Origin of the sequence: Sphingomicrobium aquimarinum (genome assembly GCF_039655735.1) — a bacterium.
Lineage (GTDB): Bacteria > Pseudomonadota > Alphaproteobacteria > Sphingomonadales > Sphingomonadaceae > Sphingomicrobium > Sphingomicrobium aquimarinum.
This window is the reverse complement of sequence record NZ_JBBYXH010000002.1, coordinates 1,091,863-1,113,822: the sequence shown is the minus strand read 5'-3', so window position 1 is coordinate 1,113,822 and position 21,960 is coordinate 1,091,863. Positions and strand designations below refer to the sequence as shown.

Below are 21,960 nucleotides of genomic sequence, written 5' to 3'. Positions count from 1 at the left end.
CCATGCTGATCCTTCTGCTCGCCTATCTGGGCGGGGTGCTGACCATCATCAGTCCCTGCATCCTGCCGGTCCTGCCGTTCGTCTTCGCGCGCGCCGACAAGCCCTTCTGGTCGAATGGTTTTCCGTTGCTCGTCGGCATGGCCGTCACCTTTGCGGGCGTCGCCACGCTGACCGCCTTTGCGGGCGAGGCCGCGGGTACCGCCAACAGCGTCGGGCGCTACGTCGCGCTCGCTTTCATGAGCCTGTTCGCGCTCATGCTCATTTTTCCCCGCCTCGCCGACCCCGTTACCCGGCCCCTCGTGCGCCTGGGCGAAAAGCTCAGCCAGCAGAACGAAGGGCGTGGCACGCTCTTCTCGAGCCTCGCATTGGGCGTCGCGACCGGCCTCCTCTGGGCGCCCTGCGCCGGCCCCATCCTCGGCCTCATCCTCTCGGGCGCCGCGCTGTCGGGTGCCAGCCCCCAGACCGCTTTCCTCCTGCTCGCCTATGCATTGGGCGCCGCGACGAGCCTCGCGCTCGCCCTTCTCGTGGGCGGCAAGGTCTTCGCCGCCATGAAGCGCGGCCTCGGCGCAGGCGAGAAGATCAAGAAGGTGCTCGGCATCCTCATCCTGATCGGCACCGGCGCCATCGCGCTGGGCCTCGACACCCGTGTGCTCGCCAACCTGTCTTCGGGCCAGACCTTCCAGATCGAGAACCGCATTGCCCGCCTGCTCGGCATGGACGCGCCCGAACTCACCACCGAGATCGAGGGCGGGCTGCCCGACGAAGGCCCCTTCCCCGGCCTTCCCGGCCCCACCGGCTGGATCAACAGCGAGCCGCTGACCGCCGAAGATCTCGAGGGCAAGGTCGTTCTCGTCGACTTCTGGACCTACAGCTGCATCAACTGCATCCGCGCCGTCCCCTACGTCCGCTCCTGGTACGAGCGCTACGAGGACGACGGCTTCGTCGTGATCGGCGTCCACACCCCCGAATTCGCCTTCGAGCGCAAGCGCGCCAACGTCGAGAAAGCCGTCAACGACGCGCGCATCACCTATCCCGTCGCGATCGACAACGACTGGTCGATCTGGGGCGCGTTCGAGAACCGCTACTGGCCCGCCCACTACCTGATCGATGCGAAGGGCCGCATCCGCTACCATCATTTCGGCGAAGGCAGCTATGGAAAGACCGAAGCCGCCATCCGCACGCTGCTCGCCGAAGCGGGCAAGGCGGATCTCGGCGCCCGCACCACCGGCCCCGACCTGTCCGACACCGAGCGGCAGGCCGACTTCAATGCCGTTGCCAGTCCCGAGACCTATCTCGGCAGCCGCCGCACCGAGAATTTCGCCTCGCCCGGCGGGCTCGTCACGGGCGTACCCTTCACCTTCGAGCAACCTGAAAGCCTTGCACTCAATGAGTGGGCCCTCGGCGGTCGCTGGCGCATCGAGAATCAACGCTCGGTGGCGACCGAAGCCGATGGCACCATCAGCTTCACGTTCAAGGCGCGCGACCTCAATCTCGTCCTCGGCTCGACCGACGGCCAGCCCGTCGACTTTACGATCACCGTCGACGGCGACGCGCCGGGGCAAGACGCCGGTGTCGATGTCGATCCCCGCGGCCGCGGCACTGTCACCGACGAGCGCCTCTACCAGCTCGTCCGCCAGCAGGGCGGCGCTGCGGAACGGACCTTCACCATCACCTTCGAGCGCGCCAACGTCGCTGCCTACGCCTTCACCTTCGGCTAGGCTGACGCCCTTCCAAGGGCGCGTTAGAGCAGGATCGGCCCGAGCCCGTGCGCGGTCATCGCGGCCAACAGCCCTGCTGTTGCCACGACACTGACCAGCGTCGCGACCAGCGTTCCGGTCGGGGCCAGGTCGCGTGCACGCCACGCCCACAGCGCACCGAACACGGCCAGCACGACCCCGGCCAGCGCCAGCAGGCCTGCGACCGCGACGCTGTTCGGAACACCGACCGGCAGCCCCATCGGGTGCGTGGCGAGCCAGCCTTGCACGATCCAACCCGCACTTGCGGCGGCAGCGAGGCCGAGCGCCGCGCCGCCCCAGCTCGCCCAGCGCGCCCGCGCCAGTCCGCCCGTTACCGTCCGCCCACGCCGTGCCTCGACACGCCGCCCGAGCGCAGCTGCCGGGAAGAACAACACTGCCCCCACGACCCCCACGAGGGCGAGCGCAAGGCCCCAGGGCCACCGGCCCGCCTGCACCGCGCTCACCATGCGAAAGGGCGCATCGGTCGAGCGCCAGTCGGTTGCGAAGTCGATCGGGTCGATCTCTTCCACGCACGCCGTATCCAGTTCCCGCTCGGGATCCTCGATGAAGTCGGCGAGAATCGCATCGCCGCAGGCGCCGTTCGAGAAGAGAGCCCCATGGCCCGTGCCCGCGAATTCGACGTAGGTCGCCTTCTCGAGCCGGTCCGCAAGCCAGCGGCTCTCCTGCCACGGCGTGATCGGGTCCGCGTCGCCCGCCACGATGAGCGTTGGAATGTCGGACACCAGCGGCCGGGCCGTCGGGTCGATGTCGAGCGTCAATTGGCCGCCACAACCAATGACGCCCGCCTCGGCGAACCAGGGCTCGCTGCGCGGCGCGTCCTGGTGAAGAACGGCGTTCTCCGCATCGCTTTTCGTCTTACCGTCCGAGCACAGGATGACGCGGTTCATCCCGCTTCCGTAGGTCCGGTCGTAGCCCGGCGCGCCTTGCTGGGCATAGATGCGCAGGGCCTCGATGTTGCGCGTCTCCATCGCTTCCAGGATGATCGGGAGTTCTCCGTAGAGTGCGCGCGAATAGAGCAGCTGGAAGAGCAGCTGCGCCGCCGCCACGTCGTCGAGCATGACCGACCCTCGCGGAAAGGCGGGGGGCGTCAGGCCACCGATAACCAGCGGCTGCTCGCCGAAACTCTCGATAACCCGATAGACGCGTTCGGCCAGATCGGGAAAGGCTCTCGAGCAGGCGTCCTGCGCCGCGCACGCCGCCTGCACCGCTTCGAGCGACTGCTCGAAATTCACGCCCGTCGACCCCGTCATGCTCGGCATTCCGCTATTGGGTACGACGCTGTCGAGCACCGCCGAGCGGACGCCTTCGGGATCGACCGCCATGACGCCCTGCCCGAGCTGGGTGCCATAGGAGACCCCCAGCAGGTTCCACTGTTGGTAGCCCAAAGCGCGGCGCAGATCGCGCACGTCGAGGGCGTTCGACCAATTGTCGTAGGCTTCGACCGCGATCCCCTCGCGCCGCGCCTCGGCAAGACAGTCGGCCATCATCGCCTCGGTCCGCTCATGCCCCTCGGCGCTCGGGATTGCCCCATGCTGGAAGAATTGCGGAATCCCGCGACAGAAATTGCGTTCGGAGACGCCCGTTCCGCGTTGGTCGAAATACACGATTTCGCCAAGTCGGCGGAGCGTCTCGCCTTGCTTGCCCGAGAAATATTCCGCTCGTCCGCCCGCCAGCGCCGCGATCCCCGGCCCGCCCGTCAACCGGACGATCGCATTGCCCTCGGGCGCGTCGGCGAGCGGCGCAATGCGCATCACGGCGAGACGGATGAGATTGCTGTCCGGGTCGCGCCGGTCTTCGGGCACCATCACACTCCCGCAGCTGATGATTTCGCGATCGAAGTCACCCTCGAACGGGCAGGCGCCCGGCGCGAAACGCGGCTGGAAGTCGCGCCATTCTTGATGGATGGATTCGCGCGCCTCGACACGTTGCGGCGCGGCGGTCGTCGGCGCGCCCGGATTTTCTCGTTCCGGCTCCTGCGCGCTTGCCGGCACCAACAATGCGGCGGCGGCCACCACCATCGCCAATGAACGGATCATCATCACCCCACCCCCTCAGACGCCTTCGACGATTCCTTGAGAGTAGCATAGATCAAGTCCATGCGCATGGCCTCGGTCGAGACCAGCCCGCGCTCTCGCATCGAGGCCAGCGCCTAGAAGGCGGTCGAATAGGCCTCGTTGCCGACGAACCCTACCTTCGTCACGCCCGCTCGCTTGGTCGCCGCAATGACGTGATCGACCACGTCATAGGGGGCGTCGCCTTCGGGCTGGAGATGCAGTTCGGGTTCGACCTCGATCTGGGTCGTGAGGTCGAGCAAGGTCTCGAGATCGGCGAACGAGACAGGCTCGCCATTCCATACGATCGTCCCCGCTTCGAGGATCACGATCTTGTTGCGCACCGGGTCGAGCGTCTCGGGAAGCGCGCCGGCGGTCGGCAAGTCGATCTTGACCGCGTGGCTCTGGATCGGGATCGTGATGATGAACATGATCAGGAGCACCAGCATGACGTCGATCAACGGCGTGGTGTTGAGATCGCTCATCGGGGCGGCTTCGGCGGAGTGGGTCTTGGAATGCGGTCCTTGAGTCATCGCCATTCTCCTGCTGGAATGCCGACCATAGATGATAGTATAACATTACGCAAATCGCCGACCCGATAGCTTCCCTCGAGATCGCATGACCCAAACCCCGATACGAAAAAGGGCGACCCCGAAGGGCCGCCCCAAATCATTCGATCCTTCGAACGCGTTCGCGTTCTCTAGAACTCGTTGACGTACGCCTCGTTGCCCACGAAACCCATCTTGTCGACGCTCGCGCGCTTGGTCACCGCGAGTACCTGGTCGACGAGCTCGTACCGCGCATCGGGTTCGGGCTGCAGATGCAGTTCGGGGGTGACCGGAAGCTGCTGCGACAGATCGAGATATTCGCGAAGCTGCACGAGGTTCACCGGCTCGCCGTTCCAGAGGACTTCGTTGCGCTCGGTCACGACGATCTTGTTCTTGATCGGATCGACCGGCGGCGGGGTGTTCGACCCGTCGTCCTGCGGAAGGTCGAGCTTCACCGCGTGCGTCTGCACGGGAATGGTGATGATGAACATGATGAGAAGCACCAGCATGACGTCGATCAACGGCGTCGTGTTGATGTCCATCATCGGTTCGCCTTCATCGCTGAGCGTTGCTGCGGCCATGGGTCGTCCTTTCTATACTCGCTTGGTCCGCGCTTACTGGCGCTGGACCGCGGCGCCGGCGGGCGGTTCGGAGATGAAGCCGACCCGCGCGAAACCCGCACGCTGCATGGTGAAGATCGCGCCGCCGATGCACTTGTAGGGCGTGTCCACGTCGCCGCGGATATGCGCTTCGGGCATGTTTTCGTCGTCGATATTCTCGACGCCGCCGGCATTCTCGATTGCCTGCTCGAGACGCTCGACCGCGCGGTCGAGCAGTTCCTGACTGTCGACGGGCGACACATCCCAGTAGATCTCGCAGCTGCCGTCGGGCGCGCCGCGGACCGAGAGGTTGACGTTCTCGGGCTTCGTCTCGGTCACTTCATACTCGACCTCGGGAAGCGCGACGGGAACGGTTTCCAGCACGACGGGAACCGCGATCAGGAAGATGATGAGGAGAACCAACATGACGTCGACGAGCGGCGTCGTGTTGATGTCGGACATCGGAATGTCTTCATCCGACTGGTCCATTCCTACGGTCATGCCCATGGATGGCGTTCCTTCTTCACTTGTCTCGAACCCCGCATATCGAGGCCGATGATCACACGAATGGCTAGCGAGGGGGCGACGGCGCGCGCCGCCCCTTCACGTGCCGGCTGCTAGCTGCGCGGCGCCGGCTTGACCGGGGTGCCGCCGGCGGTGACCGGCTTGGTGGTGGTGGTCGTCGTCTTGGTCGCACCGGCCGGCGTGGTCGACTTGGTGGTCGACGTGCTCGCCATCAGCGGCTTCACCTTGCCACCGCTCATGAGATAGCCGTGAACGTCGGTCGTGAAGGCGTTGAGATCTTCCATGATGCCTTTGTTGCGACGGATCAGCCAGTTGTAGAACAGCACCGCGGGAACCGCGACGACGAGGCCGAGCGCGGTCATGATGAGCGCTTCACCGACCGGACCGGCGACGGCATCGATCGAGGCCTGACCCGACGCACCGATCTTCACGAGCGCGCGGTAGATGCCGACGACGGTCCCGAACAGGCCGATGAACGGCGCGGTCGAACCGACGGTCGCGAGGAAGGCGAGACCTTCGCCGAGACGGTTGGAGATCGACGTCTTGGAACGCTCGAGCGAACCGATCATCCAGTCATGCTGGTCGATGGGGTCGGTGAGCTTGCCGTGCTGGTCCTGCGCGACGAGCGCATCTTCGACGATCGCGCGATAGGCGCTCTTGCGGTCGAGCTTGCCGGCCGCTTCCTTGAGGCTCGCCGAGTTCCAGAACGAGGCGCGCACGCTGTTGCCCTGGTTGATGATCTTCTGCTGCTGCATCAGCTTCGTGAAGAGGATGTAGAAGGTGCCGATCGACATGATCACGAGGATCGCGAAGACGGTCCAGGCGATCGGGCCGCCCTCCTTGAGTGCGGGGATCAGGCCGTACGGGTTTTCCGTCGCGGCGGCGAGAAGAAGTTCGGTGGTCATAGGTGATGTTCCCTTTGAATATTCGCGTAACGGCTAACTGATGCCCTAGCGACGTCCCTGAATTTTCCAGGTAAATGATTGCGTGTGCGTTCCGGTCGTGGGCGAACCGGTGCTGTCGGTCGCCGGATTGAAGCGGGCACGCCGTTTCATCAGATTGCAGGTCTGATCGTCGAGCGCGCTGTGACCGCTCGAGGAGACAACCTGACACCCGCTGACACGCCCGTTCGTACCGACGGTAAGCGTGACACGCACGGTCCCCTCCTCCTCGTTACGCAGCGAACGCGACGGATAGTCTTCGCCGGTGATGAGGCCGTTGAGGTTCGCCTTCGGCTGGGCCGGCTCGATCCGCGGCGGCGGCGGCGGCGGCGGCGGTGCCGGCGGCGCGGGGGGCGCGGGCGGCGTCGTCGGCGCGCGCGTCGTCAGCGTCGGCGGCGGAGCCGTCGGCTGCGACACCACGGGCGGCGGCTTGGGATTGGTGCGGACCACCGGCGGCGGCGACACGACCGGGGGCGGAACCTCGGTCTGCGGCTGCTCGGGCGGGGGCGGTGGCTCTTCGGGCGGCGGCGGCGGGGGAGGCGGCTCTTCCACGTCGAACACCGTCAAATCTTCGCTCACCTTCTCGGCCATCGACATGGCGAGACCGCTGACGAGCGCGTAACCGATAAAGACGTGCAGCAACGCGACGATGACGATCGGCACCGTCTTGTTGGAGCTCATCTCTCGCTTGTTTGCGTAGGCCATAAAGTCGCGCGTCTCCTAGCTTCACTTCCGATCGCCGGCACCGCCTTCGATCGACCATCCGGAACCGGCCGAGGGTGCCGGAAAATTCTGTTCCGCGTCGCGTGTACTAACGTATCATTCAGCGAACAGCGGGTGTTCCTATCGCCCTCGTTTCCTCGCGGCAAGGGCATTTGTTTTGCGCTCGTCACATTCGAACGCGCTATGCAAACGCTTCAAGGTGTGGGTCCAGAAAAGCTGGCGACTTCCACACCGACGCCGTCCGCGTCCTTATAGATATCGGGCTTCACTGACCGCACCCTTAACGCCTTGACCCCGGACATGGATGCAATCCGGTCGAAAATCTCGCCAATCAGCGTTTCCTGGAGGTTGAAGCGACGCGCTGCCGCGACCTCGACGACGGTCGTGCGCAGCCGATCGTAGTTCCAGGCATGCTGCTCTTCATCCTCGCGCGGCAGCCGGTCGGGGTCGATCCAGACCTCTACCGAGACGAGCAGCCGCTGCGGCGTACCGACCTCGAAATCGTGAAATCCGATGTCGGCCGAAACACTCAGATTGTCGATGAACAGCCGCACGCTGCGCGCCCGATGCGCGATCAGCCCGTCGATTTTCTCCGCGTTCACGATTCGTCCTTTTCAAGATAGGCCACGTCGCGTGGCAGCCCCATCAGGCGCTGCCCGCCATCGAGCCAGAGGCAGGTGCCCGTCACCACATCGTTTGCGACGAGATGGTCGAGGGCCGCCAGCAGGTGGGCGATCTCCACGCCACGTCCGAGCGGATTGAAATCGTGCATCGCCGCGAACTTCTCCGCGTCCATCCCCGGCGAGGGCAGGATCATCGCGGGCGCGATCATATTGACGCGAATACGCCGCGGTCCCAACGCCCGCGCGCTCGTCTCGGTCAACGATTTCAGGGCCGCCTTGGACAAGGTGTAGCTCAGATGATCCGGATGGGGCGCCGCCAGCTTGCTGTCCCCGATGTTCACGATCAGCCGGTCGGGCCCCACCGCCGATCCCGCGTGCGCGTGCGCGAAGGCGGAGGTGAGGAGCAGCGGCGCGCGCACATTGACCGCCATCTGCCGGTCGAAGAGCGCCGCGTCGGGGGCGTCCAGCCCGTCTTCCTCGAACAGCGAGGCATTGTTGATCAGCAGCGTGGGCGGCTCGTCGATCTGCGCGAAGACCCGCTCGGCGCAATCCGCCTCCGCGAGATCGGCCACCACCTTGTGGGCTCCGCTCGCCACCTCGTCATCCGCGCCGCGCACATGGGCATGAACCGTCCAGCCTGCGTCGAGCAGGTGGCGGGTCATTGCTTCGCCCAGCCGGTGGCGGGCGCCCGTGATCAGCGCGCGTTTCTCCATCGCCGTCGCCTTACGGGCCGTGCACGGCTCTAGGCAAGCATGGAGGCGCGGCCTATCTGGGTTGGCGATGCCCGAGACGACCCCGCCCCCTGCCTTCGAAAGCGCCTCGCTCGCAGCGATCGCTCGAGCGCTCGGCGAGGGCAAGGGCCCGCCACCCGTCGAGAAATGGAACCCCGATCATTGCGGCGACAGCGAAATGCGAATCGCCGCCGACGGGCGCTGGTATCACCAGGGCGGGCTCATCTCCCGGCCTGCGATGGTGCGCCTCTTCGCGAGCGTGCTGCGCCGCGAGGCGGACGGCAGCTACGTCCTCGTGACGCCCGTCGAGAAGCTCGCCATCCACGTCGAGCATCTCCCCTTCCGCGCGGTCCGCATGAAAAGCGAGGGCGCGGGCAAGGACCGCCGCCTCGCCTTCCAGCTCAACACCGACGAGACGCTCATCGCCGGCCCCGATCACCCGATCCGTGTCGTCGAAGGCGATAACGGCCCCTCGCCCCGCCTACGCGTACGTGGCGGTCTGGAAGCCGAAATCGAACGCGCGCTCTATTACGAACTTGCCGAGATCGCGATCGCGGAAGGTGGCGACCCGCCCGGCCTCTGGTCGGCGGATGAATATTTCACCCTTGGGTGAACGCGCGTCCCTGCCCGCGCGTCTCCTTAGCCACATGACCCTCGCCGCCGCCCTTCGAGCGCCCGTCCCCACGAGCGAGGCGATGGACGATCTCGATCCGCACGAGATGCCCGACGCGCGCCCGGCCGCCGTCCTCGTCGGCGTCGTCGACCGTTCCGACCCGACCCTGCTCCTCACGCGCCGCAACCCCGCCATGCGCACCCACGCCGGTCAGGTCGCCTTTCCCGGCGGCCGCATCGATGCCGGTGAAACGCCCGTCGAGGCCGCGCTTCGCGAAGCGCAGGAGGAAGTCGCGCTCGACCCCGCGCTTCCACGCATCGTCGGCACGCTCGACCCCTACCTCACCGGCACCGCATTCATCGTCACGCCCGTGCTCGCCATCCTGCCGCCCGACCTGCCGCTGGTCGCCAGCGAGGCCGAGGTCGATCACTGGTTCGAAGCCCCGCTCGACCTGCTCGCCGACCCCGAGCGCCATGTCCGCGAAGAAGCGGTTTGGCGTGGGCGAAAAAGACGCTACTGGCGCATCGACTATGAAAATTATGACATCTGGGGGGCCACCGCGGCCATGATCGTGACACTCTCGCGAAGGCTGGCCGCATGACCCGCTCCCTCGACGTTTCCGCCTTCACCGAACGGCCCGGCATGTACCGGCTGCTCGAGGCGATGCGCGCCGAGGAGGGCGCCATCCGTTTCGTCGGCGGTGCGGTGCGCGATCGGCTGCTGGGCACCGAGGTCAGCGATCTCGACTGCGCCACCATCTTCGAGCCCGCGCGCACCATCGGCTATCTCGACAAGGCCGGCATCAAGGCGATCCCGACGGGCATCGATCACGGCACCGTCACCGCCATTTCCGACGGGACGAAGGTCGAGATCACCACGCTGCGCGCAGACCTGTCGACCGACGGTCGCCACGCCGAGGTCGGCTTTACCACCGACTGGGAAGAAGACGCCGCACGCCGCGACTTCACCATCAACGCGCTCTACGCCGATCCCCGTACCGGCGAGATCTTCGATTATCACGGCGGCCTCGACGACCTCGAGGCGCGCCGCATCCGCTTCATCGGCGATCCGGAGAGCCGCATCCGCGAGGACCATCTGCGGATCCTGCGCTTCTTCCGCTTCCACGCGCGCTTCGCTATCGGCGCTCCCAATGCCGCTGGCTTGGACGCCTGCGCCGCACTCGCCGACACGATGAAGTCCCTGTCGCGCGAGCGGATCGCCGACGAGATCCTGAAACTTCTCTCGCTGCCCAACCCGCTCCCCACGGTGCGCGTCATGGAACAGCGCGGGATTTTCGCGCCCGTCCTGCCGGAGATCACCGCGCCGGGCGTCAATCGCCTGGCCGCGCTGGTGGCTTTCGAAGAGGAAGCCGGTCGCAAGTTCCGCGGCATCCGCCGCCTCGCCGCGCTCCTGCCGCGCGATCCCGACACCGCGCGCGATGTCGCCGCACGGCTCAAATTCTCCAAGGAGCAGCGCGACCGGCTCTCGTCCGCCGCCTGTCCCGCCGAAGGGAGCGCACGCGAACTCGCCTACCGGCTCGGCCCGCTCTACGCGATCGATCGCATCTGCCTCACGCCCGGCTGGCAACCCGATGTGGCGGGCAGCCGCGCCGACGCGGTGCGCTATATCGAGCGATGGGACATTCCCGTGTTGAAGCTGAAGGGCGGCGACCTCATAAAGCGTGGCCTCGAACCCGGCCCCCAGGTCGCGCGCTGTCTGCGTGCCATCGAGAACGAATGGGTCGCCGCCGACTTCGACGACGCCGCGCTCGACGCGATCTGCGAACGGCATCTCGCCGAGGATGCGAGCTGCCGCGAAGGCTAGCTGTTCGGCTGGCTCGGCCCCGTGAAGCGCAATCCGGCTTCGTTTCCGAGCGCCCAGCGAACTTGGGCGGGATAATCGCCAGAGCGTCCGACCCGTAGTTGCACGTCCTCGCCGATCCGAAGAATATCGTCGGTTTCGAGGCGGCACCCGTCCGCCGACAGGTCGAGAACGCGTACGGGAGCATGGCTCCCTTCGCTGTCGATCAGCACCCCTTCGTGATCGACGTCGATCCGCTTGGCCCGTTTTATCTCACCCACCCGCCGACGCATTTCTCGCTCCCCGGTCGCTTGCAGTCCGTTTCCAGAGAAAACGCATAGCGAAATCAGGGTGAAGGAAGCGTAAACGATGGCGGGTGCCGGTCGTCTACAGAAATTCCAGCCCGACCTGCTCGAGCATCAGCCAGCGCACCACCCCGCGCACCGGCGCGCTCTTGCCCACCACCAGCGTCACCACCTCGCCCTGTTCGAGCGATCCGTCGGCATCGAGCCGGCAACCGCCCGGCGACAGGTCGCGCACGATCACGTCGATCTGCCCGCCGTCGCTGTCGGTCAGCCAACCGTGCAACTTGAGATCGGTGCGCACGCTGCGCTGCGGGGCGGCATTACACATGCGCGCGCGTCCCCGGAGAAAAATCGATCTTCCCCTCGCGCAGCGCCTTTTCCTCGCGCGCTCGCCAATAGGTCAGCGCCCGTTTCGCATCGACGGCCTTGGAAAAATAGAAGCCCTGTCCATGTTCGCAGCCCAGCCCGGCGAGCGTCGTCGCCAGTTCGATGCTCTCGATCCCCTCGGCGGTCGTCTTCATGTTGAGCGCATCGGCAAGACCCAGGATCGCGCGAACGATGGCGATACTGTCGCGATCGCCGAGCATGTTCTTGATGAACCGCTGATCGATCTTCAACAGGTCGATCGGCAAGCGCTGAAGGTAGGCGAGGCTCGAATAGCCCGTCCCGAAATCGTCCATCGCCAAGTTGGTATCGAGACCTTTGAGTTCCTCGAACACTTTCTGGGCGCGGCCCGGGTCCTGCACGATCGCGCTCTCGGTCAGCTCGACCGTCAGCCGGTCGCCGCCGACCTTGTGCGTGCGCAACGCCGAGCCGACGACCTGCGAAATATCATCGCGCGCCACCTGGATCGCCGACAGGTTGACCGACATCCGGATGGGCAGCGTCTCGCCCTCCGCCGTGTCCCAGCTCGCCAGCGTTCGGGCCGCGCGGTCCATCGCCCAGCGTCCCAGTTCGAGGATCAAACCGCTTTCTTCGGCGACGGGAATGAATTCGCTCGGCCCGATCTCGCCGCGCTCGGCATGGTTCCACCGCGCCAGCGCCTCGAACCCCGTAACCCGTCCGGTCGCCAGCTCGATCAGCGGCTGATAGGCGAGCGTCAGTTCGTCGCGCTCCAGCGCCCGTCGCAGTTCGGTTTCGATCGAGAAGCGCCGCCGCGCCGCGGTCGCTTCCTCGGCCTTGTAGATCTTGGGCTGGCCGGTGCGCTTGGCTTCCTTGACCGCGAACTGGGCGTTGCGAAACAGCTCCTCGCCCTCATTGCCGTGGTGCAGAAGTGCGATCCCCACCGCACAGTCGATGCGAATGTCGACGTCGCCGAGCGTGAAGGGTTCACCGAGAAGCGCGCGGATCCGTTCGGCCGCGCCGATCGCGTCCATCGCCCCGCCCTTGAGCGAGCACAGCAGCCCGAATTCGTTGCCGCCCGTGCGCGCCAGCATGTCGCCTTCGCGCAGCGCCCCGATCAGACGGCTTGCAAAGGTGATCAACAGTTCATCGCCGACCACCGAGCCCATCGACTGGTTGATCCTCGAGAAGCGCAGCAGGTCGATCAGCAGGATCGCGTGCCCCTCGGCCCGCGCCGCGTCGAGCGCCACTTCCTCGACAGCGTCGGTGAACGCCAGCCGGTTGGGCAACCCCGTCAGCGAGCATTGCACCATCTGCACGCGCAGGTTCTTTTCCGCCTGTCGTTCGGGCGTCTCGTCCTGCGCGGTGAACAGGCAGCGGGGCGCGCCATTCTCGCTCGGCAGCGGCGCGACCTTGAGGCGATAGTGCCGCGCCGTCAGCGCATCGCTGGTGCGGTGCTCCATCTCGTCCGGCGCGCGCGCCGGGTCCGTCAGGAACGCCCGCAGAAAATCCCCGACCTCGGTATCGGCCGCCTGCCTCATCGAGGCGTCGGCGCTGATATCCTGGCCAGCGCGGGCGATGGAGGCGGTGAGGAAGCGGTCGTTACACGCTTCGACCGACAGATCGCCCTCGACGAGATCCACCACCGCCGCGGGGATCGGCAGCGCCGAGAGCAGCGGATCGTTCCCGCCACCCACGCGCGAATGCAGCCGCTCCGAGGAGTGGTCGCAGGCATGTTGTCGGGGCATCGTCGAGGCCATCGCATCGGCCTTAACCGCAAAGGGTTAACGCCGAGTTTGCGCCGCCGAAACGGACCCTATTCGCCTCCGTTTTCGTCTTTCCTGACCGGCGGGACGAAGCGATTGTCCTGCGGGAAGCCCTGCGGCGCCATCCGCCCCGCCGCCCCGCGCGCGACCTTCCAGGGCGTCATGTCGCTCTCGGTGCGCGTGCGCTGCGTCTCGCCGCCCATCGCCCAGGCGATCCCGTCCTCCAGCCGGAAGGCGATCGCATCCGACAGCCCCCCGTCGCGATAGCGCTGGAGCTGCACCCCTGCCCCGCGCGCCAGTTCGGGCATTTCCTCCGCCATGAAGACCAGCATCTTGCGATTCTCGCCGACCACCGCGACCGCATCGGCCCCGTCCGGCACCCGCTTCACCAGCTTCACCCGCGCCCCCTTGCGCAGGTTGACGAGATTCTTCCCCTTGCGCGTTTCCGCCACAAGCGTCTCGCCCGGCGTCAGGAACCCGCGCCCGTCGCTCGCCGCCACCAGATAGCGCGCCTTGGCATCGACCGGCATCGCCGCCACGATCTCGACCCCGTCTTCAAGGTCGATGGTCAGCCGCACCGGCTCGCCGAACCCGCGCCCGCCCGGCAGCTTGTCGGCGGAGATGGTGAAGATCCGCCCGTTCGCTCCCACCAGCAGCACCTTGTCGGTCGTCTGCGCGTGGAAATGATGCTCCGCCTCGTCGCCCTCGCGAAACTTGAGGTCGGGCACGCTGGCCAGGTCCACATGCCCCTTCATCGCGCGGATCCAGCCGCGCTTCGACAGGATCACCGTCACCGGCTCCTTGTCGATCATCGCGGTCCAGTCGACGTCCGCCACCTCCGCCGCCGCATCGACGCTCGTGCGCCGCGGATCGTCCTTATAGTCCTTCTTGAGCGCGCGCAGCTCGTCCTTCAATTTGGCTTTCTGCTTGTCCTCGTCGCCGAGCAACTCCTCCAGCCCCGCCTTCTCCGCGCGCAGGCTCTCCTGCTCGCGTTTCAGCTCCATCTCCTCGAGCTTGCGCAAAGACCGCAGCCGCATGTTGAGGATCGCCTCGGCCTGCCGGTCGGTCAGCTCGAATTCGGCCATCATCACCGCCTTGGGCTCGTCCTCGGTGCGGATGATCTCGATCACCCGGTCGAGGTTGAGGAAGGCGATCATATACCCGCCCACCAGCTCGAGCCGATCGTCGATTTTGCCGATCCGGAACCGCGCCCGGTTGCGCATCACGTCGAACTGGAAGTCGATCCACGACAGCAACGCTTCCTTGAGGCTCATCACCCCCGGCGTGCGCCCATGCTCTAGCACGTTGAGGTTCAGCGAGAAGCGGCTCTCCAGCTCCGAGAGCTTGTACAGGCTCTCCTCGAGCAGCACCGCATCCACCGTCCGGCTCCTCGGCTCCAGCACGATGCGGATATCCTCCGCGCTCTCGTCGCGCACATCGGCGAGGATCGGCAGCTTCTTGTCCCCGATCAGCCCCGCGATCTGCTCGATCAGCTTGCCCTTCTGAACGCCATAGGGGATCTCGGTCACGACCAGCTGATAGGCCCCGCCCTTCAGATCCTCGCGCCCGATCCGCGCCCGCACGCGAAAACTCCCCCGCCCCGTCACATAGGCCTTGAGGATCGACGCCTCGTCGTCGACCAGCACACCGCCAGTCGGAAAGTCCGGTCCCTTCACATATTTCATCAGCGTCTCGTCGCGCGCCTCGCGCGAGCCGATGAGATGCACCGCCGCGTCGCACAATTCGCCGACATTGTGCGGCGGAATGCTCGTCGCCATTCCCACCGCGATCCCCGCCGCCCCGTTGGCGAGCATGTTGGGGAACAGCCCGGGCATCACCTCGGGCTCCTCTTCCTCGCCATTGTAGGTCGCGCGATACGCCACCGTCCCCGCGTCGAGCCCGTCCATCAGGCGCATCGCGGTCTTGGTCAGCTTGGCTTCGGTGTAGCGATAGGCGGCGGCATTATCGCCGTCGACATTGCCGAAATTCCCCTGCCCCTCGACGAGCGGGTAGCGCAGCGAAAAGTTCTGCGCCAACCGCACCATCGCGTCATAGACCGACTGGTCGCCGTGCGGATGATACTTCCCGATCACGTCCCCCACGACGCGCGCCGACTTCTTGTACGCGCCGGCCGGATCGAGCTTCAACTTGCGCATCGCCCACAGCAGCCGCCGGTGCACGGGCTTCAACCCGTCGCGAACGTCGGGGAGAGATCGCGCGGTAATCGTCGAGAGCGCGTAGACGAGGTAACGCTCGGAAAGGGCCGAGGCGAACGGCTCATCGATGATGCTAGAATCAGACGGTTCCATAGGAAGACAGATGCCAAAGCTGGTATCATACGTCGAGGGTCGAGCCGTTCGGGCGAAGGTCGGAAGAAGCGGAAGGGCCCCGGCGGCGCGTTAGCGGCGTTGGGTAGCGACTGGAGGCTCGTCGATAATGAAGGGGTCGGTGGCGGAATTGGTCCTGCAGGGAGGGTTAGCTTGGGTGCCCTAAGGGTGTCGATGAGGATCAACCAACTCGTAAAAACTTCGAGACTCTTTCGCATCATGCTCAGCTTGACCACGAGCTCGATTTTCGATCTAGACAGTGAAGAAAAGGAAGCGTGGAGGCCTTGATGCAACTGACCCCTGACCAAGAAACATCACTTGTAAGTTCCCTCAAAATTGGCGATTACAATCTTCTTCTTGGCGCGGCGGCAAGCCTTGGAACCCTGAACTCTTCCAATCAATCTCTACCACTTGCAAATAGCTACCGAGAGATGCTCTGCGGTATAACTCGCGCCTCACAGTCAACGTCCTTAGCCCGTGTTTTTTCGATGCTAAACGAAGATGAGGTCGAGGAACACGTAACTAAGTTTCTTTCGGCAGCTAATCCTGGTGCGGCCTTGCAGGCGATCCCGCACTTTATTTGGCGTAGAGTTTTTACGCTAAACGTTGATGATGCACTCGAAACAGCTTACAATACGTCTGACAGATATCAGTCTCCAAATGTCATAAATTACGTAGAACCGTACGAGGAATTTAGAGAGAAGCTGACGGTCCCACTAATTCACCTCCATGGTTTTGTCAGAAGACCGGATGACGGTTATATCTTTTCACGTGAATCGTATCACGGCATTATTAAAAGTGCTAACCCTTGGAATGTAACACTTGCACAGTTCCTTGGAACGGAGCCATTCTTCGTAGTTGGTTCTTCACTCGAAGAAGACGATATTGATTATTTTTTAAGCACCCGGACCCCTTCATCGGCTCGCCCCGACAGGGGGCCATCTGTTTGGGTTGAACCATCCGATGGACGGGAAATAGCATTTGAGTGCGAACGGCGCGGACTAGTGCATTTCCGAGGTACAGCGGAAGACTTCTTTGACTATCTTCTGCGTTTGGTTACCGAACGCCCGCGCCCCGAGGACTTCATTCGCAAACGCGAGGTAGACCTTCTTCCATCCGATATCGACCCATCGAGCAAAGCATCTTTCTTCGCCGATTTCGAACTTGCACCAAATGAACCAGTTGATGGCGATAATGATATAAAGTTCTTGCTCGGTAAACAACCGACGTGGTCAGACCTCACTAATGATCTTGATATACCTAGAACAGGCACAACACTCATTCGTGAAAAGGTAGAGCAAATATTCCGAGGTTCTGAAAACGGGAAGATCGTATATCTGGACGATGATACCGGCGCCGGGAAGTCTACTGTACTTCGCCGCGCTGCATTCGACCTTGCAAAGGCCGGTTACCCCGTACTTTACGCCAACGCAGATTCGAGGCTCCGTCCCCACTCGCTTGCAGACATGCTCTCTCAAATCGGAGGCAGATTAGTCGTTGTGATTGACAATCTCGCTGATCAGGTATCCGCAATTCAGCAAGTTCTCGAAAGAATAACGAAAGACGATATTGTTTTTATAGCCTCTGATAGGTCTTACAGGTTCAGACACGTCCGAGAAGTCCTTTCCGGATATAAGCTAAATCGAATTTCACTTTCGAAGCTTTCCGAACGTGACGTGAAAAATATCGTTCGTAATTATATTGTTGCAGGCATATCGTCGACTTCAAGCGAACCCGACGAGAGATTACTTCGCGAACTATCATTCGAACCGATTGCCATCACATGCTGTAGAGTTATGAATGAATTCAGACCACTCGACAGAATCATTGAAACCCTTTTATCGGATGCTACGGCCATCGATAGAAGCAGATATATTGCCACCGCCCTCACGGAACACTGCACGAAAGCAGGTCTGAGCTACAGCCTGCTGGCGGCTGTAGGTGGAACAGCGCAGCTCAACGACCAATTCAATGCGCGTAAGCCTCTTCCACTTACACATGTGCAAGGATCTGGCGGCTCGTACGTCGTACCCCTGAACAGTACGTTAGCTTCACGGCTCCTTTCCAACTTTGCCGAAGAACATCGTGATGAACTGTTTGATATTTACGTCAAGCTCGCTAGAGCCATTGCTCCGCGTGTTAATCGGAAGGCAATAATCAAGAGACAGCCGGAGGCCAGACTTGCTGCTAGACTTTTCGATTATGACCAAGTTGTAGAGAAGTTTCTTGGTGACCGTTCAGAAGAATTCTATGAAGCCGTCCGTGAGGAATGGCGCTGGAATTCACGATACTGGGAACAGCTAGCTCTTATCAATATGAAGAATTACTTCAGGTCCATAGAGAATGGCAGTCCTGACGAAGATTTTCTTAGTACTGCTCTCGCGCACGCCAAGCATGCTGTCTCAATAGAACAACATCCTCTGACCCTTACGACACTTGCCAAGGTCCAGTTTCAGATTGCTGGTCTTGCACCTTACGATAGCGATCTTTATGGCCAGGCCTTCGATAATATTCTGAGAGCGATCTCTCGCGAACGTACTCGTGATCGTCTCAGCGTGCATCCCTTTGTAGTCCTTATGCAAGCTTTGAAATGTCGGCCATCCGAGATACAGTTGACGGACGCCCAGCTTTCGAACGCTCGAAATTTGATCGAGGAAGCAGCAAGAGTCTTCGCTCGCGACCCCGAAATCGCACAGTTGGTGCGGGACGTCGGCGAAAGGGGTCTGTGATTTTTGACTGACGGATTGAGGGCGGCCTGACCCCGTCGATCCTGTCGCGCAAAGGCGCGCAGGCAGACCGTGGCTCGGCTTCGGCGTCGCCTTTCCCCTGGACCGGCTTTGGCCTCAGTCTCCCGCAAGCCTCTCCCGCTTCGCTAAGCTCCCCTCGTGCTCGGCGCACTCACCTCTGTCCTACACGAACCAAAATGGGTTATTTGGGGTCGGGGAAGGTGGAGCATGGGAGCGGAGTATAGGTCGGGACATGGTGGTGGCGGCGCGGCGGGACGGGTTCGGGGCGGAAAGGCAAGCGCTGGTTCTCGATCGATTGCGTGAGCGGGCACGGGTGCCCGATGTGGTTTCGGCGGCGGCGAAGTTCTGCCGCATCTCGCCCACCACCGCCTATAATGCGCTCAACCGCTTCCGCTATTTCGCCGCCGGGTGGGAATAACCCCCAGATAGGCCGGGGGCCTTCCGATGTCGAATGCAATCGAGCTGGCGCGCGCATCGCTCGCCGATGCGCACTACGAACGCAACCTCCTCAGCGCCACCGCTAAAACCGGCGTCGCTGACGCCCCGCCGTCTCCTGAAAAACACAGTTCGCAGAAAGCTCCCCCGTTCGTCGAACCGTCGCTTGAACCGCTCGGCTCGACCGTTAGCCTCCGGCCCGCAAACAGTTTTTCCAGGGACGGAGAATTTCACCATGCGTATGATCGCCACCCTCATGCTCGCCTCGAGCGCGCTCGCCCTCACCGCTACGCCCGCCGCGGCGCAGGAAGCGTGGGGCACCCCTGTCGTCGACGTGCAGCCCGACGAGGCCATCCGCTACGGCGTCCTCGACAACGGCATGCGCTATGCCATCATGAAGAACGGCTACCGCCCCGGACAGGCCGCCGTCCGCCTGAGCTTCGGCTTCGGCGCCTTGAACGAGAGCGACGAGGAACGCGGCCTCGCCCACTTCATCGAGCATATGGCCTTCAACGGCACGACCAATGTCGGCGAGGACGAGATGGTCTCCATGCTCGAGCGGCAGGGCCTTGCCTTCGGCGCCGACACCAACGCCGAGACGGGCTTCGACCGCACCACCTACAAACTCGACCTGCCGCAGGTCGACGAGGAGCGCCTCGACACCGCCTTCTTCCTGATGCGCGAGGTCGCCAGCGAGATCCTCTTCGACCAGGGCGCCATCGACCGCGAGCGCGGCGTGCTGCTCGGCGAGAAGCGCGTGCGCAATACGTGGCAGGAACAGAATTTCTACGACGGCCTCGCCTTCTTCATGCCCGAGGCCCGCTTCCGCGAACGCCAGGTGATCGGCACCGAGGAATCGCTCAAGACCGTGCAGGCGCCGACCATCCGCAGCCTGTACCAGCGCTACTACCGTCCCGAGAACGCCACCTTCGTCTTCGTCGGCGATGTCGACCCTGCCCAGGTCGAAGCGCGCATCCGCGAGACCTTCGCCGACTGGAAGGGCGTCGGCGAAATGGGCGCAGCCATCGAGCGCGGCCGTATCGACCTCGCCCGCCCCGCCGCGGTCGATGTGTTCACTGATCCCGCAATCCCCGAATCCGTCACCCTCCGCATCTTCCGCGAGCATGAGGATCCTGCCGATGTGGCCGCGACCCGCCGCCAGAACATGGTCGAGGGGCTGGCGACCGGCATGTTCAACACTCGCCTCCAGCGGATCTCGACCCGTCCGGACTCGGTCATCCTCGGCGCAGGGATGGGCGAAGGGCGCGAGGAGGACCTGGCGATGACGACGAGTATCAGCGCCACCGTGCGCGACGGCGAATGGGCCACAGGCCTGGCGACGATCGAGCAGGAAGCCCGGCGCGCCATCGAATTCGGCTTCTCGGAGCGCGAACTCGAACGGGTGAAGGCCGAGCAGCTCCAGCGCACTCGCACCTATGTCCAGAATTCGGCGAACCGCAGCCACGCCGCGCTGGCGAGCCAGATCGTGGGGATCATCGATCAGAACGACATTATCGCCGCCCCCCAGACGCTCCTCGCACTGACCGAGCGCTTCTTCCCCGAGATCACGCTGGAGGAAGTCAACGCGGCCTTCGTCGAATTGCTCGACGGCAGCGCCCCGCTCGTTCGGATCGCCAGCAAGACGCCGGTCGCCGACGAGGCGGTCGTGGCCGCGCTCGATACGAGCCGCGCGGTCGCGGTCGCGGCGGAAGAAGAGAGCGAAGCCGTGGAGTTCGCCTATGCCGACTGGGGCGCGCCGGGCACGGTCGTTACCGACACGATGATCGAGGATCTCGGCATTCGCACCTTGACCTTCGACAATGGCGTGAAGCTCAATCTCAAGACCACCGATTTCCAGGACGACAAGGTGAGCTGGAACGTGTCGGTCGACGGCGGCACCCTGCCGCTCGGCGCCGACGGCATCCTCGCAAATCTCTACAGCCAGTTCGCGATCGCGCCCGGCGGCACGGCGAAACATAGTTTCGAGGAGATCGACGAATATATCGCCGGTCGTCCCCTCTCGACCGGCTTCGGAATCGGCGACACCGCCATTGCCGCCAGCGGCACGCTCCAGCCCGAATTCCTCGAGGACCAGCTCGAGATCACGGCCGCTTATCTCACCGATTACGGCTATCGGGCCGAGGCGGACGCCCGCTGGGCCAACATCGTCCCGCTGATCCTGCCGCAGCTGAGCGCGAGCCCTGGCAGTGTCTGGTCGACGCAGGCGCAGGGCGTGCTGGCAAATGGCGATCCGCGCTTCACCTTGCCGGACCAGGAAGCCTTCGCAGCCTATGGCGGAGACGCGCTGCGCAACAGTCTCGGCGCGCAACTTGCAAACGGTGCGATCACCGTCAGCGTGGTGGGCGACATGGACGCGGATGCGGTCATCGCGGCGGTCGCCTCGACCTTCGGCACGCTGGCGCCGCGTGCGCAGAGCATCACCAGCTACGACCCGGCACCCGTCTCGTTCATCGCTCCCGGCAGCGAGATCGCGCTCGCGCATAGCGGCGAAGCCGACCAGGCACTGGCTGCCGCCTACTGGCTGACCGATGACGACGCAAACTTTGAGGACGTCGTGGGACTGTCGCTGTTGCGCTCGATAATGGATCTCGAGCTTACCGACCGCATCCGCGAAGAAATGGGCGCGAGCTATGGTGTCGATGTCATCAGCAGCCAGGATCGCTGGAACGACGGCGTCGGAAGCTTCTCCGCGCTGTCGATCGTCGACCCGGCAGCCGTCGACGACACGCTGGCCGCCTTCCGCGCGAGCGCCGCAGACCTCGCAGCAGGCAAGATCGACGCCGATCTGATGCAGCGCGCGCGTGCACCCATGCTGGAGGAATATGCCAACCAGCAGCGGTCCAACAGCTACTGGCTCGGCTATGCAGGTCTTGCCCAGCGCTGGCCGGAGCGGCTCGAGCGTGCGCGCAACTATCGCAGCGTGCTCGAGAGCCTGACCGCCGCCGACATGCAGTCGCTGGCGGCGCGCTACCTGACGGACGATCGCCTCCGCGTCGTCCGCATCCTGTCGGACAAGGCACCCGCGCAATAGGCTGCGCGCCACCGCGCGGACAGACCGCCGGAGCAGGAAGCCCTTCCCTCGCTCCGGCGGCTTGCCTATATGCCC

General features: G+C 64.0%; 19 protein-coding genes. 7 read left to right on the top strand and 12 right to left on the bottom strand.

Going from position 1 to position 21,960, the window contains the following annotated elements; all coding sequences use genetic code 11:
- The first annotated feature begins 2 nt into the window (after nucleotides 1-2).
- Entirely contained in the window at nucleotides 3-1,718 is a 1,716-nt protein-coding gene (locus WJS89_RS11785) for a cytochrome c biogenesis protein DipZ (RefSeq protein WP_346341130.1), read from the top strand.
- A 23-nt stretch (nucleotides 1,719-1,741) separates the two neighbouring features.
- Here WJS89_RS11785 and WJS89_RS11780 read toward each other — a convergent pair whose 3' ends face one another.
- The 8 genes from WJS89_RS11780 to WJS89_RS11745 form a co-directional block, all read right to left on the bottom strand.
- Entirely contained in the window at nucleotides 1,742-3,796 is a 2,055-nt protein-coding gene (locus WJS89_RS11780; RefSeq protein ID WP_346341129.1) for an alpha/beta fold hydrolase, read from the bottom strand.
- Nucleotides 3,797-3,906: 110 nt separating this feature from the next.
- On the bottom strand, nucleotides 3,907-4,347 hold the full coding sequence (locus WJS89_RS11775; protein WP_346341128.1) for an ExbD/TolR family protein: 441 nt from the start codon (nucleotides 4,345-4,347) through the stop codon (nucleotides 3,907-3,909).
- A 161-nt stretch (nucleotides 4,348-4,508) separates the two neighbouring features.
- Nucleotides 4,509-4,937, bottom strand: a complete 429-nt coding sequence (locus tag WJS89_RS11770; protein WP_346341127.1) for an ExbD/TolR family protein — start codon at nucleotides 4,935-4,937, stop codon at nucleotides 4,509-4,511.
- 33 nt (nucleotides 4,938-4,970) lie between these two features.
- Complete coding sequence (locus WJS89_RS11765) at nucleotides 4,971-5,456, bottom strand: ExbD/TolR family protein (protein WP_346341215.1); 486 nt, start codon at nucleotides 5,454-5,456, stop codon at nucleotides 4,971-4,973.
- 116 nt (nucleotides 5,457-5,572) lie between these two features.
- A complete protein-coding gene (locus tag WJS89_RS11760) occupies nucleotides 5,573-6,385 on the bottom strand; it encodes a MotA/TolQ/ExbB proton channel family protein (protein WP_346341126.1) in 813 nt (270 codons plus the stop codon).
- A gap of 45 nt (nucleotides 6,386-6,430) precedes the next feature.
- The gene (locus WJS89_RS11755) at nucleotides 6,431-7,126 is read right to left on the bottom strand and encodes an energy transducer TonB (protein ID WP_346341125.1); all 696 of its coding nucleotides are present in this window, start codon (nucleotides 7,124-7,126) and stop codon (nucleotides 6,431-6,433) included.
- Between the two features lie 212 nt (nucleotides 7,127-7,338).
- Nucleotides 7,339-7,746: a dihydroneopterin aldolase gene (locus WJS89_RS11750; protein ID WP_346341124.1), complete on the bottom strand. Its 408-nt coding sequence runs from the start codon at nucleotides 7,744-7,746 to the stop codon at nucleotides 7,339-7,341.
- The gene (locus WJS89_RS11745) at nucleotides 7,743-8,480 is read right to left on the bottom strand and encodes an SDR family NAD(P)-dependent oxidoreductase (protein ID WP_346341123.1); all 738 of its coding nucleotides are present in this window, start codon (nucleotides 8,478-8,480) and stop codon (nucleotides 7,743-7,745) included. Before WJS89_RS11745 ends, WJS89_RS11750 begins: the two co-directional genes overlap by 4 nt.
- A gap of 67 nt (nucleotides 8,481-8,547) precedes the next feature.
- Here WJS89_RS11745 and WJS89_RS11740 point away from each other — a divergent pair, with 67 nt between their 5' ends.
- Genes WJS89_RS11740 through WJS89_RS11730 form a run of 3 tightly spaced genes read left to right on the top strand, consistent with a single transcriptional unit; the run spans nucleotide 8,548 to nucleotide 10,935 of the window.
- Nucleotides 8,548-9,111: a DUF1285 domain-containing protein gene (locus WJS89_RS11740; protein WP_346341122.1), complete on the top strand. Its 564-nt coding sequence runs from the start codon at nucleotides 8,548-8,550 to the stop codon at nucleotides 9,109-9,111.
- A 34-nt stretch (nucleotides 9,112-9,145) separates the two neighbouring features.
- Nucleotides 9,146-9,712 (top strand): CoA pyrophosphatase, encoded by a 567-nt coding sequence (locus WJS89_RS11735; RefSeq protein WP_346341121.1) that lies wholly within the window; start codon nucleotides 9,146-9,148, stop codon nucleotides 9,710-9,712.
- Nucleotides 9,709-10,935, top strand: coding sequence for a CCA tRNA nucleotidyltransferase (locus tag WJS89_RS11730; protein ID WP_346341120.1), 1,227 nt, complete (start codon nucleotides 9,709-9,711; stop codon nucleotides 10,933-10,935). The genes WJS89_RS11735 and WJS89_RS11730 overlap by 4 nt, the downstream gene beginning before the upstream one ends.
- On the opposite strand, the gene WJS89_RS11725 is transcribed toward WJS89_RS11730, so the two are convergent.
- From WJS89_RS11725 to parC, 4 genes are all read right to left on the bottom strand, one after another.
- The gene (locus WJS89_RS11725) at nucleotides 10,932-11,192 is read right to left on the bottom strand and encodes a PilZ domain-containing protein (RefSeq protein WP_346341119.1); all 261 of its coding nucleotides are present in this window, start codon (nucleotides 11,190-11,192) and stop codon (nucleotides 10,932-10,934) included. The two genes, WJS89_RS11730 and WJS89_RS11725, sit on opposite strands and share 4 nt — an antisense overlap.
- A 106-nt stretch (nucleotides 11,193-11,298) precedes the next feature.
- Entirely contained in the window at nucleotides 11,299-11,544 is a 246-nt protein-coding gene (locus WJS89_RS11720) for a PilZ domain-containing protein (protein ID WP_346341118.1), read from the bottom strand.
- The gene (locus tag WJS89_RS11715; protein ID WP_346341117.1) at nucleotides 11,537-13,306 is read right to left on the bottom strand and encodes a putative bifunctional diguanylate cyclase/phosphodiesterase; all 1,770 of its coding nucleotides are present in this window, start codon (nucleotides 13,304-13,306) and stop codon (nucleotides 11,537-11,539) included. Before WJS89_RS11715 ends, WJS89_RS11720 begins: the two co-directional genes overlap by 8 nt.
- A gap of 68 nt (nucleotides 13,307-13,374) precedes the next feature.
- A complete protein-coding gene (parC, locus tag WJS89_RS11710) occupies nucleotides 13,375-15,633 on the bottom strand; it encodes a DNA topoisomerase IV subunit A (RefSeq protein ID WP_346341116.1) in 2,259 nt (752 codons plus the stop codon).
- 305 nt (nucleotides 15,634-15,938) lie between these two features.
- Between parC and WJS89_RS11705 the strand changes: the two genes are divergently transcribed.
- The 3 genes from WJS89_RS11705 to WJS89_RS11695 all read left to right on the top strand — a co-directional run bounded on the left by WJS89_RS11705 (nucleotide 15,939) and on the right by WJS89_RS11695 (nucleotide 21,885).
- Entirely contained in the window at nucleotides 15,939-18,380 is a 2,442-nt protein-coding gene (locus WJS89_RS11705) for a P-loop NTPase (RefSeq protein WP_346341214.1), read from the top strand.
- A 256-nt stretch (nucleotides 18,381-18,636) separates the two neighbouring features.
- The gene (locus WJS89_RS11700) at nucleotides 18,637-18,816 is read left to right on the top strand and encodes a hypothetical protein (protein WP_346341115.1); all 180 of its coding nucleotides are present in this window, start codon (nucleotides 18,637-18,639) and stop codon (nucleotides 18,814-18,816) included.
- A 252-nt stretch (nucleotides 18,817-19,068) separates the two neighbouring features.
- A complete protein-coding gene (locus WJS89_RS11695) occupies nucleotides 19,069-21,885 on the top strand; it encodes a M16 family metallopeptidase (protein ID WP_346341114.1) in 2,817 nt (938 codons plus the stop codon).
- The last annotated feature ends 75 nt before the right edge of the window (nucleotides 21,886-21,960 follow it).

Coding starts and splice junctions, on each gene's coding strand:
- WJS89_RS11705 (WP_346341214.1), top strand. CDS start 15,939: ATGCAACTGACCCCTGACCAAGAAACATCACTTGTAAGTTCCCTCAAA.
- WJS89_RS11730 (WP_346341120.1), top strand. CDS start 9,709: ATGACCCGCTCCCTCGACGTTTCCGCCTTCACCGAACGGCCCGGCATG.
- WJS89_RS11780 (WP_346341129.1), bottom strand. CDS start 3,796: ATGATGATCCGTTCATTGGCGATGGTGGTGGCCGCCGCCGCATTGTTG.
- parC (WP_346341116.1), bottom strand. CDS start 15,633: ATGGAACCGTCTGATTCTAGCATCATCGATGAGCCGTTCGCCTCGGCC.
- WJS89_RS11775 (WP_346341128.1), bottom strand. CDS start 4,347: ATGGCGATGACTCAAGGACCGCATTCCAAGACCCACTCCGCCGAAGCC.
- WJS89_RS11755 (WP_346341125.1), bottom strand. CDS start 7,126: ATGGCCTACGCAAACAAGCGAGAGATGAGCTCCAACAAGACGGTGCCG.
- WJS89_RS11695 (WP_346341114.1), top strand. CDS start 19,069: ATGCGTATGATCGCCACCCTCATGCTCGCCTCGAGCGCGCTCGCCCTC.
- WJS89_RS11785 (WP_346341130.1), top strand. CDS start 3: ATGCTGATCCTTCTGCTCGCCTATCTGGGCGGGGTGCTGACCATCATC.
- WJS89_RS11715 (WP_346341117.1), bottom strand. CDS start 13,306: ATGCCCCGACAACATGCCTGCGACCACTCCTCGGAGCGGCTGCATTCG.
- WJS89_RS11760 (WP_346341126.1), bottom strand. CDS start 6,385: ATGACCACCGAACTTCTTCTCGCCGCCGCGACGGAAAACCCGTACGGC.
- WJS89_RS11765 (WP_346341215.1), bottom strand. CDS start 5,456: ATGACCGTAGGAATGGACCAGTCGGATGAAGACATTCCGATGTCCGAC.
- WJS89_RS11735 (WP_346341121.1), top strand. CDS start 9,146: ATGACCCTCGCCGCCGCCCTTCGAGCGCCCGTCCCCACGAGCGAGGCG.
- WJS89_RS11770 (WP_346341127.1), bottom strand. CDS start 4,937: ATGGCCGCAGCAACGCTCAGCGATGAAGGCGAACCGATGATGGACATC.
- WJS89_RS11720 (WP_346341118.1), bottom strand. CDS start 11,544: ATGTGTAATGCCGCCCCGCAGCGCAGCGTGCGCACCGATCTCAAGTTG.
- WJS89_RS11745 (WP_346341123.1), bottom strand. CDS start 8,480: ATGGAGAAACGCGCGCTGATCACGGGCGCCCGCCACCGGCTGGGCGAA.
- WJS89_RS11740 (WP_346341122.1), top strand. CDS start 8,548: ATGCCCGAGACGACCCCGCCCCCTGCCTTCGAAAGCGCCTCGCTCGCA.